At 52.8% G+C, this 12342-nt stretch carries 11 protein-coding genes and 1 tRNA gene; 5 read left to right on the top strand and 7 right to left on the bottom strand.

Annotation, left to right across the window (positions count from 1 at the left end; all coding sequences use genetic code 11):
• Positions 1 to 43: 43 nt before the first annotated feature.
• From RCCS2_RS03790 to RCCS2_RS03770, 5 genes are all read right to left on the bottom strand, one after another.
• Positions 44 to 2956: a leucine-rich repeat domain-containing protein gene (locus tag RCCS2_RS03790; RefSeq protein WP_008231466.1), complete on the bottom strand. Its 2913-nt coding sequence runs from the start codon at positions 2954 to 2956 to the stop codon at positions 44 to 46.
• A gap of 663 nt (positions 2957 to 3619) precedes the next feature.
• Positions 3620 to 3696: transfer RNA gene (locus RCCS2_RS03785), tRNA-Arg, on the bottom strand.
• 60 nt (positions 3697 to 3756) lie between these two features.
• Positions 3757 to 5157 carry a sensor histidine kinase gene (locus RCCS2_RS03780; protein WP_008231464.1) on the bottom strand — a complete coding sequence of 467 codons (1401 nt, stop codon included), beginning with the start codon at positions 5155 to 5157 and terminating at the stop codon, positions 3757 to 3759.
• A 16-nt stretch (positions 5158 to 5173) separates the two neighbouring features.
• On the bottom strand, positions 5174 to 6592 hold the full coding sequence (locus RCCS2_RS03775) for a dihydrolipoyl dehydrogenase family protein (RefSeq protein ID WP_008231462.1): 1419 nt from the start codon (positions 6590 to 6592) through the stop codon (positions 5174 to 5176).
• A 2-nt stretch (positions 6593 to 6594) separates the two neighbouring features.
• Positions 6595 to 7326: a TVP38/TMEM64 family protein gene (locus RCCS2_RS03770; RefSeq protein WP_008231460.1), complete on the bottom strand. Its 732-nt coding sequence runs from the start codon at positions 7324 to 7326 to the stop codon at positions 6595 to 6597.
• A 290-nt stretch (positions 7327 to 7616) separates the two neighbouring features.
• Here RCCS2_RS03770 and rpmH point away from each other — a divergent pair, with 290 nt between their 5' ends.
• The 3 genes from rpmH to yidD are packed head-to-tail and all read left to right on the top strand — an operon-like array spanning position 7617 to position 8370.
• Complete coding sequence (gene rpmH, locus RCCS2_RS18090; RefSeq protein WP_008231458.1) at positions 7617 to 7751, top strand: 50S ribosomal protein L34; 135 nt, start codon at positions 7617 to 7619, stop codon at positions 7749 to 7751.
• Between the two features lie 14 nt (positions 7752 to 7765).
• On the top strand, positions 7766 to 8152 hold the full coding sequence (gene rnpA / locus RCCS2_RS03765; RefSeq protein ID WP_050770791.1) for a ribonuclease P protein component: 387 nt from the start codon (positions 7766 to 7768) through the stop codon (positions 8150 to 8152).
• Complete coding sequence (gene yidD, locus RCCS2_RS03760; protein WP_008231454.1) at positions 8149 to 8370, top strand: membrane protein insertion efficiency factor YidD; 222 nt, start codon at positions 8149 to 8151, stop codon at positions 8368 to 8370. Before rnpA ends, yidD begins: the two co-directional genes overlap by 4 nt.
• Before the next feature lie 4 nt (positions 8371 to 8374).
• On the opposite strand, the gene RCCS2_RS03755 is transcribed toward yidD, so the two are convergent.
• A complete protein-coding gene (locus RCCS2_RS03755; protein WP_037293484.1) occupies positions 8375 to 8911 on the bottom strand; it encodes a DUF3833 family protein in 537 nt (178 codons plus the stop codon).
• A 428-nt stretch (positions 8912 to 9339) separates the two neighbouring features.
• On the opposite strand from RCCS2_RS03755, the gene RCCS2_RS03750 reads away from it, so the two are divergent.
• Together RCCS2_RS03750 and RCCS2_RS03745 are read left to right on the top strand one after the other, a co-directional pair.
• Positions 9340 to 10932, top strand: coding sequence for a PstS family phosphate ABC transporter substrate-binding protein (locus RCCS2_RS03750; RefSeq protein ID WP_198007002.1), 1593 nt, complete (start codon positions 9340 to 9342; stop codon positions 10930 to 10932).
• Positions 10933 to 11048: 116 nt separating this feature from the next.
• On the top strand, positions 11049 to 11654 hold the full coding sequence (locus RCCS2_RS03745; RefSeq protein WP_008231450.1) for a LolA family protein: 606 nt from the start codon (positions 11049 to 11051) through the stop codon (positions 11652 to 11654).
• A 53-nt stretch (positions 11655 to 11707) separates the two neighbouring features.
• Here RCCS2_RS03745 and RCCS2_RS03740 read toward each other — a convergent pair whose 3' ends face one another.
• On the bottom strand, positions 11708 to 12298 hold the full coding sequence (locus RCCS2_RS03740; RefSeq protein ID WP_008231448.1) for a transglycosylase SLT domain-containing protein: 591 nt from the start codon (positions 12296 to 12298) through the stop codon (positions 11708 to 11710).
• Between the last annotated feature and the right edge of the window lie 44 nt (positions 12299 to 12342).

Below are 12342 nucleotides of genomic sequence, written 5' to 3'. Positions count from 1 at the left end.
TGTTGGTTTGTGTCGACTAGCGGGTAAATAAATCAATTTAAGTTTAAGTGCCTGAAGGCAACGAAGCTTGTGTTGGGCGATATTGTTCAACTTCTGCTGCGGACATCCAATACCATTTCCCATCTGGAGCGCGCTCTAAGTCCATCCCATAGCGTCTTGGCATTAACTCGATTTGCTCTAAGAATTCGGCAACCAAAGCAAGGTTTCGACTTGAATAACTGGGATCTACCGATTGTGCCTGTTCGCCATCGGGAAGATGATCGCCAAGCTTATCAAGTGAGTCACTCAACCCATTAAAGCTATCGGCAAAACCCGGGGCAAGGTCCAACGGCAGCGGTGCAGCGGCAAAGAACAATGAGCCAAGTTTTGCGGCTGGCCCTAAGTACCGGAGCAAGCCAGGGGAAGATGTGAATTCCTTTTCAGCAACCAATGCACCACTAAATTCAGATCGAAGCTGGGCTTTCATTCTGCTTTTGCCAAGAATCTCCCAGGTTGTGATATTTCTCCATCGCCCCTTTGCAGGTAACAAAACTATGCTGCCAGGAGCAGGCCGTCTTTCCTTGTATGCAAGGTACTCAAGAAGGCGGTCGGCAGTTTCGTCATTGCGCTTGCGCCCGCGAAGACCATAGATAAGATCTGATGGCCTCGACACTTGATCACATTCGTGGCATATTGCATTCTCCATATCGCGCGCCAGCCATCGTTCAACGCTAGAAAGCTTGAAGTCGCCTTGGCACAGGTGATCACCAACGCGGTGTGGACACCGAATTTTGTCTTCTCTTTTCGCTCCCGGCCAAAATTTTAGGCATTCTGCAATTGAAGCGTCGATTTGTTGCAGCAAGAAGCCTGGCTCCTCCCCGGAGGCCGCGATTTTGATTGAGAAAAAGTTTCTCTCGGTATTCAATTCGATGAGTGCTTCATTCCTAAAGCGACCCTCGGTATCTTTTAGAAAAATTCCACTTTGCCAAAATGCACCGGTCCCATCCTTCGTATAGAAATGATACGGTTCAAGCGCAGCGATTAGATGTGACATAAAACCATCAATTGCAGGTACTACCTTAACTTCCATCCTCAAGACTCTATCATCTTGTTCTAGATCATTGGGATCGCACCAGGGCAGCTTAGGCTTTTCTGACGGAACAAGTTGTGGGATCAGGCTTTTTTCCCCTCGGGATGATCTAATGGGAAGTGCGACACCTTGGGCACGCATCATTCTCAAGAGCCTCGGATGATCATCCAATTGATACACTCGCCAGCCATCTTCTTCACGCCCATGATTTATCCACGCATCAGTGAGATCACTGTGATCCAAGATACCACCCGCAGACTTCGTACGTTCGTGCTGAACGATCTCCATAAATGCCATGGCAAGCCAAGATGGATCTCTGACAATAGTATCATGCAAGAAGGCATCATTTTCCCAGTCGATACCGTACCAGATTCCGCGACCCAAACGATGAAGGAAAGTTGCTGCAATTGAACGTACTGCTTCTGTATCACCTATGCCCAGCTCCTTGCATAAGTCGCTGAACTCCACATAGCTCATCCAAGGCGATGTGTTTGCCGTATCCAGTGCGGCTTTGCGAGCATCGTCCCAAGTATTGTTAATCGGGCTTTTTACCCCCGGCATCCCTTGAGCATGCTTGGCAATTGCAAATTTCAATTTGTCGATATTTTTCTTTGTAAAGCTATCGACGCTAATTTGATCGACGATCATCGAAGTCAGGGAGTTGTCATATCGGTCAAGATCAACATATGGGGAGTAATTGCCTCCATCTACATCTGCGTGTGTAGCAACAAGAATGATTTTAGCTTCTCCTGCAGTCCGTGCTCCAATTCGACGCAACCAATCTGCGATGAGGCACTGCTCCTCACCCAACCGTGGATCCCATACGAGTAGGTACAATCCTTGATCTGAGTAGAAGAACTGATGAGTAATCCTATAGATCTTTTGCCCACCAAAATCCCAGTAGTTGAAGTCAATTTCTTTTTCGGGGTCTTCAGCGTCTGGTAAGCTAAAGGTCCCACAATCCACTCCCCAAGTTGTCGAGTTGAGCAGGTCCCGGTCTGGATTGATCGTGCCATCAAGAGCCATACGCAAACAGCTTTTGCCAACCTTACCTTCACCTGTGATCATAAGTTTTGCTTCAGATAGGATGCTTGTATTTTTCGGGTCGAGCAGGCTCCTGATCTGGGAGAGAAGCACACCCGCGCCATCCTTCTCAGCACTTACAAGCGAGGCTGGTAGGTCATTTCCGTGTATAGTTAGCGTCGTCAGGTCCGACATAAACCCTATCTCTGACGGTATGGCCTGCAACTTGTTACCACTCAGCTCGAGGGAGTTTAGGCGCTCAAGCTTCGCGACTTCTTTCGGGAGAGAAGCAAGTTCATTATCAACAATACACAACCTTCTGAGATTTGCGAAGCGTGAAATCCGCTTCGGTATGCTTCTTACTTTCGATCCAAGCGTGAGGGTTTCCAGACTCTTGTAGAGCTTGAGGTTACCCGGAATAGAATTAAATCTATTTCTGTGCAGGAACAAGTGCCTCAATTTTTTGAGGTTATTGAAACTTTCTGGAAGGTATGACAAATTATTGTATCCAAGATACAAGAACTGCAGGGAGCCTAGCTCACAAAATCCATCTGGTAATTCATCAAGCTCCACTTCTGTAAGATTTAGTAGCGCAAGGTTTTGTAAATGGTGCCAATCCTCGGGCAATTTCTTGATAGGATTGTGCGACATCTCAAACGTACGGAGAGAACTCAGTGCGAAAGTTTCTTTAGGAAATCTTTTGAACTGGTTGTGAGATAAGTCTAGTGAAAGCAAGTCAGGAATTTCAAACAGCTCAGAGGGAATCTCTGACAATCCCATATTCGACAAATCTACTTCTTTGAGGTTTTCCTTCTTGGCCTTTTGGATGATATTCGAAATGGAAGCAGTTTTCTGAGTTGACATGAAACACCGATATTTTACTCTGTTTTCACACTGAGAATTACCGATTTATGGTTCAGCATCAACAGATAGTTTGGAGCCCCAAAACTCTCAGATGATACAAGTGTCTGCTACGGCTGCAATAGGGAGCGATTGTTGCCGGTGTAGCGAATGACGACAATTCCGACGAACTGCCGCGAAACAGAACTGGCTTCGTTTCGTGGTGTTGAAAGTCCGCTGTGACCAACTCGGAAAGCCTGCGCTGCGCAGCAGCGAATGATCAGAATCCGCCCTCTGTTCAGGAAGAACTAGGGGACGTCGTCCCCACGCGCCTGCAACACAATTAGACAGGGCCGTGTCCTCGGCTACGCCTGCGGGCCGCACCAACCCAGTCGAATTGTGTTGCACTTGCTACCCCCAACCCTCGCCGGGAGCAGGTTTTAGAGACGAGCGCCCTGAAGTGCTTCGCTCAAAACCACTTTGAAAGGGAACCCATGACTAACCTCACCACAAAACGGCAAAGCTATACGTCGAAAAAGGAAAGGGTCTGTCGCAAAGTGCAGAACTATGTGTCGTCTCACAGGAACCCATGACTAACCTCACCACAAAACGGCAAAGCTATACGTCGAAAAAGGAAAGGGTCTGTCGCAAAGTGCAGAACTATGTGTCGTCTCACAAATACTGAAATGGCGGACTGGGGAGGATTCGAACCCCCGACCCCTTGATTCGTAGTCAAGTACTCTATCCAGCTGAGCTACCAATCCGCGTAGCGTGGGATTTAGACTTGCTTGGCTGATGATGCAAGGCCCAAATCGCAATCTTTCTCATTCCGCTGCGGGCGCAAGTGCAAGGTCCTCTTTGGGTAGTTGGATCATGAAGGTCGTGCCTTCCGCATCCGTGCTTTGCAACTCAAGACGGCCACCATGCCCGCGGATCAGGTCGGCTGCGATGACCAGCCCCAAACCAGAACCGCCTTTGCGTACCCCGCCTTGGAAGGGTTGGAACAGGTGTTCTTGTGCTTTCTTAGGCAGGCCGGGGCCAGTGTCGGTGATGGTAACGCACCATGTGTGGTCGTCTTCGGTGGCCCGCAGGCCGATTTCACCGGGTTGGTTTGTCGCCATGATCGCCTGGCGCGCATTGCGCACAAGGTTGAAAATCACCCGGAACAGCTGTTCTCCATCTGCGCGCAGGGTCATAGAGGCGGGGATATCTTCGGAAAAGGACAACGGATAGTCAGCCGCGGCCAACCGTTCGCTGTCAATCACGTCACCGACGATCTGCGCAAGGTTGACACGGGTCAGTGCCGGAGCAGGTTCCTCCACGCGGCCAAAGGCCAGCGTCGTCTCGCATAGGTTCACGGCGCGCGAGATGGAATTCACCAGTTTGGGGGCCATACGTTTGACCAGCGGATCGTCTGACGATTCAATCCGGTCCGTGAAAAGTTGAGCTGAGGTTAGAATATTACGCAGATCATGGCTTACCTTCGCAACAGCGCCGCCTAACTGGGCGAGGCGCTCTTTTTGCTTCAAGGCGCCTGTCAGCTGGGTTTGCATCATCTGCAAAGACTCTTCGGCATCGCGCAGTTCCTTCACGCTGGCAGAGGGCGTGATGATCTGGCGCGCGTCTTCGGGTGCTTTTGCATAGGCTTGCATATGTTCGACCACGCCTTTGATCGGGCGCACCAACAGAATTTGCACCGACAGAAACAACAGGCTGGCCGTGATGATCGAAATAAAGGCAGATAAGAACAGAATATTGCGCCCATACGCCAAAAGCGCATCGCGCAGTGGCATTTCGTCCATTGTCACTTCGATGAGCAGACCACCGTCGCGCACCGGATTGCCAATAACCCGGATAATCCGTTCTTCGGTATCGACCAGCGTGCGCATCGCATCTGCAATCAACGTCATACTGCTTGGATCACGCAGATCATAGGTGGCTGTGATCGGCGAGGGGATGGGCGATGAAAGCGCCAACTGCCGGATTTCATCCCGTCGCAGGACGACATTATAGACTTCAGCGTTTTTGAGCAGTTCCGCCTCGAGAGCTGGGCTGATCATATCGTCCGCTTCCAGCGCAAGTGATGCGATCTGGGCCCGCTCAAGCCGTGCCAGCAGGTAATCCTCACGAAACCGCGCGACCGACGGCACAAAGATGAACACTTCGGCCAGCATCACGAAGATCACTGTAAGGATCAGAAATCGACCTGAAAGTGAATTGGTCATGGTCCCTCGCTAGGGCCTATGGCAGCCATCGCTGAACAAGGCCTACGATACGCTTTACCGTCGGGTTTTCAAAAAGTCTCGGACTAAAATAGGCACCTGCGGCCCGTTTGTTAACCTCACTGACTGTTGGATAGGGCAGAACGGTGTTGGCGATGGCCGACATTTTCATCTTGTTGGCAATCGCCATGGCCCACATGCCGATCAATTCACCCGCCATATGGCCTGCAATTGACGCCCCGACAGGGCGGCCTTTCACGGCCATGACCTTGATCAGCCCCTTGGTTTTGCGTTCAGCAATCAAGCGGTCATTGTGGTGGAATTCAAAGCGCACAACTTCCAGCGCGGGCCCATGTTTCTTTTTCGCCTGCGCTTCGGTCAGGCCAACCTGTGCCAGTTCGGGGTCAGTATACGTCGCCCAAGGGATATGGTCTGTGCGTTGCTTGGACGGCAGACTGAACAGCATTGACCGGATCAGAACGCCCGCATGATAACCCGCAACATGGGTGAATTGCAGCCCGCCCGCGACATCACCTGCCGCATAGACCTTTTTATTGGTCACGGACCGCAGATCAGCGCCCACTTTCAAACCTGAACGGTCATGGGCGACGCCGCCTGTATCCAGATCCAGCTTATCGGTGTTCACTTTACGCCCAACCGCCATCAGCAGGTGCGAACCGGTGAAATCCCCTTTGGGTGTATGTACGGTGATCGTGTCGCCTTTGCCGCTGATCTTTTCGGCTTGGGCGTCTTCGACGATGTTGATCCCTTCAGCTGTGAGGTTTTCCAGCACAATCGCCGCCATTTCTGGATCGTCCTTACCGAATGCTTTTGCCCCTTCGATCACGGTCACATTGCAACCCAAGCGACGGTGCGCCTGCGCCATTTCCATGCCAATGGGGCCGCCACCAATGATAAGCAGGTGTTTTGGCTTTTCGCGCAGATCAAAGATGTTTTCGTTGGTGTAATAGGTGACGTCGTCAATACCGGGAATGGGGGGGACAAACGGGCCGGAGCCGGTCGCAACCACAAAGCGGCGCGCTTCGACGATGGTGTCGCCAGCCTGTACTTCGGTTTTTGAGATGAATTTGCCGAACTCCTGAATGACGTGAACGCCCAGACCTTCGAAGCGTTCGACACTGTCGACCGGGGCGATGGTTTCGATCACGTCATGAACATGGTCCTTGGTCGCAGCATAATCGACGGTTGGTTCAACCTCAGCTACCCCGTATTTCGCGCCATGTGCCATGGCATGCGCTTGCTTGGCGGATGCAATCAGCGCCTTGGAGGGCACACAACCATAGTTCAGGCAATCACCGCCCATCTTGTGGCCTTCCAGCAGGACCACTTTCGCGCCCATCTGAACGGCACCTGCTGCGATGGACAAGCCACCAGAGCCGCCGCCGATGATGCAAATATCTGTTTTGATCCGGTTCATGATTACAGGCCTTTCTTGCCGCGAATGGCGTTGATCGCGATGGGCAGAGCGGCAAGTACACACAAGCCGATGATGGGGAAGATGATTTGTGGCTCAAAGATGATGCCAAGGTTCGGTGTCTCACCACGGGCGAAAACCTCGCCCAAGCCAGCGCCAACAGATGTGTAGACGACTGTGCCCGGGATAATCCCGAGGAAGGTTGAGATGACAAAGCGATGCAGCGGCACGCTTAGGAACGACGGAATCAGATTGGCCAGAAAGAATGGTACCGCAGGCACAAGCCGGATCAGAAACAGCATCGACCATTGGTTTTGATTAATCCCATCCTTGATCTTCTTGACGGACCCTTCCGACCCTTCCAGCTTTTTGCCAAGGCTTTCACCAAATCCCCAACGGGCCGCGAGGAAAATCGCGGTGGCACCGATCGTCGCTGCGGTGATGTTAAACAGCGCGCCGGGGAAGGTGGCGAAAAGAAAACCACCGGTCAGCGTGGCGATTGTCGCCCCGGGAAGGGAGAAGGCAACAATCACGACATAAGCTGCAATAAACACAAAAACGGTCAGCAGGTAATTGGCGTCACGAAAGCCGAGCAGGGCTTCGCGGTTTTCGGCCAAAGCCTCGAACGTCAGGTAATCGCGCAGGAAAAACGCACCCAGCGCGGCAACAATACCGATAATGATCAGAGGGAGCTTTTTAAGTAGCGGGTTGGCAGGGGCTTCGGTCATATCGGTCATCTCTCGGGTCCTATGGGTGTCTTATTGGTTGCAGGTTAGATGAACGCAAGCAGCCCACAGCGATACCCACTTCACGGCCCATTGATGCAAAGCACCCCTGATGTTTCAGTTTTGCAGGGTGGGTCCGTGAAGACTGTAACATTTGACGTGATCGAAATATGCCAATTGTTGCAGTTTCACTGCGTCAGGCGCGTTGACATGGATAGCGACCCCCTCTAAACGACGGGCTTGAATTGTAGTTCGGCTTCGAATCCTTTGATCGGGTTTGGCCATAAACCGGAGAGCACGCTATGAAGCGCACGTTCCAACCATCGAACCGGGTTCGCAAGAACCGTCACGGATTTCGCGCACGTATGGCCACAAAGGCTGGTCGCAAGATCCTGAACAATCGCCGCGCCAAAGGCCGCGCGAAGCTGAGCGCGTAAGCGCACCAGCCGTTTTGACCGATTTGAAACCGCCGGGTGGGCCTTTGACAGGCACTCCGGCGGTTTCTGTTTGCGTATTGACCAAGCGCGCCGACTTTGTGCGCGCATCAAACGCCCGCCGCCAAGGCACCCCCGGTATTCACCTGCAAGGCCGCAAACGCGCTGAGGGCGAGGCTGCGGGGATCCGTGTTGGTTTCACCTGTTCCAAGAAAGTCGGCAACGCCGTGGCCCGCAACCGTGCCAAGCGGCGCTTGCGCGAGGTCGCGCGCATCGTTCTGCCTGAAATGGGCCTTGATGGTTGGGATTACGTGCTGGTGGGTCGCAAAGACATCACCGCGACCCTACCTTTTGATCAACTGATCGCCGATATGCGCCGCGCCATGAAAAAGGTCCACGGATGACCCCGCTTGCCTACATCGTGTCAATTCCCGTCCGGGCCTACCGCTTGGTGCTGTCGCCTTGGGTGGGCATGAGTTGTCGCTATCACCCAACCTGTTCGGCCTATTCGTTAGAGGCGTTGGAAAAGCACGGGGCGATTAAAGGCAGCTATCTGACCATACGTCGCATCCTGCGCTGCCACCCTTGGGGTGGGTCGGGGATAGATAATGTGCCGGACTAAGGTGTCACTCTTTCTCGAATGAAATCGTGACAGTCCCGATATCCAACCCAAACCTTTTTACATAGGCAAGGTTCAGCAACCGATCATCGGCCAGCAGCCACATCCAGTCGTCAAAAGTCACGCGTAGCGTTTCCGTCTCGCCGTTGGCGGAGGGCACGGGCAGGTCAATTTCGTATTTCCAGTTGAAGCGATCGCCTTGCTCAATCCCCGTGGCCTGTCCGATCACGCCGGGGGCAGTGCCAACCCAGCTATCCGGTCCGGTCTTGGTCAGCGTCCAGATACGTTGCTCTGTCGATCCATCCTCGTAAACAAAATCTTCAACCAGTCTCAGACGCTCCCCGTCCCAGTCCCCGGTGATGGTCACTACAAAACTACGGCGCACGGTGCCCAGAACATCCTGAAACTGGCCATAGGCGACTAAATCGCCGTCAAAAAACTCTTCAAGGTTCAGTTTGCGATCGCTCAGGCTGGGATCATCAAGGGATGGTTTGCCTGTACAGGCGGCAAGCAAGGCAAAGGCGGCGGCAAGGATCAGGCGCATAATGGGTGTCTCCGTGGTGCATATCTTCATACGAACCCGTGATCGTTTTAGATGTGTGACGTTCATAATAGGGCGCAGTTTGAGGTATCGGCGCAGCCCAGTATCAACCCTTCATTGATTGGCGTCGTATCGCGCCGCAGGTCGCAGAAATTTGACCTAGAATCTCTTGTTTTACAAAGTACATCGGGTTGTGGTCATAGGTGCTGCATGTCATCGTCACAATGTGTCAACACTATGGAATACGATGTGCGCGCAACGCTTGAACAGAATGCAGGGCCCAACAAAAAAGGGCCGTTTGATTGTTGCGAGAAACTGCACAATTAGGCGCGTAAGGCCATAATTTCCCTAGTTTTGCCAGTATTTAGTGTTCTCATCTTGTTACCAACATCCAATAATACCTTGACGAATGTCCGGAGCCCTTAAGCAAAATGATTTCAAGAATTTGTACAACTTTGTTGTGTTCCGTCGCACCGTTTGCGCTTTTTGCACAGGCGGTTGAGTTACGCTCAAGTGACAATTTCATCAATGTGGAAGGTCAGATCGTTGGCTATAACGGTGTGATGGTTCAGGTCGAAACATCGGTTGGTGTGGTGGCTGTCCCAGCCTCTGAGGTGATTTGTTTTGGTGACGGATGCGGTGACATTATCGCGTCCAACAACTTTGGATTAACAGCAAGCTCTTTTCAGGGTGTCGATGCCTCTGACACGGTGGTTGAGGCAACACCAGGTGCGTCTGACGCATTTACCATTGGGTTTGCAGCACCAGATTATGCTGCGTTGCACCGCACAATCACCGGGGCTTATGCTGTCACCAATGCGTCTGCCACCAGTGTTGATCTGACATCGGTCGGTGAATTGGTCATGGAAGACAGCAGCTCTGGCCAGACCGCGTCGCTTTCGCTAAGCGCGCGTGATGCCACAGCCAACATCATCATTGGTGCTGTGTCGCTGAATGGCACAGCCCCGGCAGAGTATAATACGCCGGCAGCATGGGCATTTGGCACCAGTCTGACACATCAGATGCTGGGCTTGAACGCGTTCTCCGTCATTGTTGCGCCCAACGCGGGTATTTCGGAAATCTCATTGAATGATGTGGCGCGTATTTTTGCAGGTGAAATCACGAACTGGTCTCAGATTGGGGGCGCTGACGTCAATGTGTTGCCGCTTCAGCTGCCGCCAAATTCCCGGATCGGGGCAGAGGTTCAGCGTTTGGTTATGGATCCTGCGGGCAAGGACATTGCCGGTAATGTTCTGACGATGTCTGATGAGGCGGGCGTTTCGGCCTCAATCAATCAATTCCCGGGCAGCGTGAGCGTTGTGACAACAGGTATCGCAAACGAGGATCTGGTCGTCGATATCGTTGGGGCCTGCGGTATCTCTGTCGCGCCGACCCCGTTCAATATTATCTCAGGTGACTATCCTTTGGTGCGCCCGGTCATGGCGACCTACGGCACACGGGCCACCACTACGCTTATCGCTGACGTTTTTGACTTTGCATCCTCGGACGTTGCACAGGGCCTGCTTGAGAACGAAGGCTTCATCAATCACAGCGCCATAATGATGGACAGCGGTAAGAAAAACGCGCGGCTTAGTGGTTTGCTAGAGGCCTCTTTTGATGAGGCACAACGCGCCGCTGCCGCCGAGATGTTTCAAGTGCTGTTCGATGCCGAACGGCTGTCGCCCACAATGACAGGTGGTGTCGCCAGCGGCCCAGAGGGTGCATGGAACCGTGCCTCAATGATCGACCTGATTGATTTGCTGGAAGACAATGCAAACAACGGCCGTGAGGTTGTTTTTGTGGGTTTCGGCCAAAGCACGGCAGGCAGCACTGCAGCCATTGACGCGTCAGTTGCAGCCGCCAATGCGTTTGAAACGCTGTTCGAACGCGTCGCGGCCAGCACTATCGCGTCAGGTGGTTATACCGTATCGTCCTATGGCTTTGGTAACGTTTCCCCGGCCACATGCGTGGATGGTCAGGTGGCCGGATCGGAATACACCCGGATTGAGGTTTGGCTGCGTTGACCGCATTTCCGCTATCGCAAATCAAGTGGCATGATATCGCTTAACAGCCGTTCACATGCTGTTGTCACGCCTATCCAAAGGGTGCATTTCGTCACCCAGACACATAGGTAAGACACATGAGCAAACGTTTCCTATCCATCATCGCCGCTGTCGCATTGACACTTTATGCGAGCGCGGCTTCGGCCCAGCAGCTTAGTCTGGGGCAAATTTCGGCCTATTTGAACCAGTTGCAGACAGCACAGGGCGGCTTTACGCAGATCAACGCGGATGGCACGCTAAGCACTGGTCAGATTTACATTAAACGTCCGGGGCGTATTCGGTTTGAATATAACGCGCCATCTGATTCATTGGTTTTGGCCAGTGGTGGCCAGTTGGCGATCTTTGATGCCAGATCCAACACAGGACCTGAACGGTATCCGTTGAACCAGACACCGCTCAGCATCATCTTGCAGGAAAACGTCAACCTAGAGCGCGAAGATATGGTCACGAACGTTGTATCTGACGGTACAACCACGACGGTGACGGCGCAGGACCCCGATAACCCCAACTATGGCAGCATTCAGATGGTGTTCACCGCCAACCCGGTTGAGTTGCGCCAATGGATTGTGACGGATGAATTCGGGGCCGAGACAACCGTGATTTTGAACGACCTGATCGCGGGCAGTGTGATCCGCGATATCCTGTTCAATATCCGCGCAGAGATGCGCAATCGCGGCAACTAAACAGATAAAAAGACATTAAATGGGGCGGTCCTGTGCAGGCCGCCCCGTTTTTTTTACCGTCTTCGGCAGGCCCGCAACTGCTGATCATACATCACAGCGCGCCCTTCAACTTCACCTGCGATCCGCACCAGCCAGCTTTTCGCGCGCCATGTACCGCGCTTAAACCCGGTGCGTCCGTCATGATAGGCGAGGTATTGATTACGGGTGTCGTTGATGGGGACACCGGTTTCGGCGACGGTCTGCACCATATACCAGCCCATAAAATCGGTGGCATCAAAGATATCATCGCGGCGCGCGCGGCTGCCGCCGGGCCCGTCCTGATACTCTGCCCATGTGCCGTCCAGCGCTTGGCTATAGCCAAAGGCGGATGACTGACGCCCCACCGGGATCACACCCAAAGCATACCGTTGGGGTGTGCGGTTGTTGCCGATAAATTTGCTTTCCTGATAGATAATCGCCATCAGCGACGGCACTGGCACGCCGTATTTGCGTTCCACTGCCTGGAATGCACGAAGGTACTCTGGGCGCTCGGACACGATACTGCATGCATCGTCAAGATTGCGTGGTGCCGAGAATTCTCTCGATCCACCGCTGCAACTTGCGAGTAGCATCACACATGCCATGGCGCGAAAGAAACTGCTCATCTGCCTCTCGCTTTTCGTTGTTTTCTTTTAGCATAGCGTGTCGG

Origin of the sequence: Roseobacter sp. CCS2 (assembly GCF_000169435.1) — a bacterium.
GTDB lineage: Bacteria > Pseudomonadota > Alphaproteobacteria > Rhodobacterales > Rhodobacteraceae > Yoonia.
The sequence above is the reverse complement of the archived record's forward strand: the minus strand, read 5'-3'. Positions and strand labels throughout refer to the sequence as shown.

Coding starts and splice junctions, on each gene's coding strand:
- RCCS2_RS03790 (WP_008231466.1), bottom strand. CDS start 2,956: ATGTCAACTCAGAAAACTGCTTCCATTTCGAATATCATCCAAAAGGCC.
- RCCS2_RS03780 (WP_008231464.1), bottom strand. CDS start 5,157: ATGACCAATTCACTTTCAGGTCGATTTCTGATCCTTACAGTGATCTTC.
- RCCS2_RS03775 (WP_008231462.1), bottom strand. CDS start 6,592: ATGAACCGGATCAAAACAGATATTTGCATCATCGGCGGCGGCTCTGGT.
- RCCS2_RS03770 (WP_008231460.1), bottom strand. CDS start 7,326: ATGACCGATATGACCGAAGCCCCTGCCAACCCGCTACTTAAAAAGCTC.
- rpmH (WP_008231458.1), top strand. CDS start 7,617: ATGAAGCGCACGTTCCAACCATCGAACCGGGTTCGCAAGAACCGTCAC.
- yidD (WP_008231454.1), top strand. CDS start 8,149: ATGACCCCGCTTGCCTACATCGTGTCAATTCCCGTCCGGGCCTACCGC.
- RCCS2_RS03755 (WP_037293484.1), bottom strand. CDS start 8,911: ATGCGCCTGATCCTTGCCGCCGCCTTTGCCTTGCTTGCCGCCTGTACA.
- RCCS2_RS03750 (WP_198007002.1), top strand. CDS start 9,340: ATGATTTCAAGAATTTGTACAACTTTGTTGTGTTCCGTCGCACCGTTT.
- RCCS2_RS03745 (WP_008231450.1), top strand. CDS start 11,049: ATGAGCAAACGTTTCCTATCCATCATCGCCGCTGTCGCATTGACACTT.
- RCCS2_RS03740 (WP_008231448.1), bottom strand. CDS start 12,298: ATGAGCAGTTTCTTTCGCGCCATGGCATGTGTGATGCTACTCGCAAGT.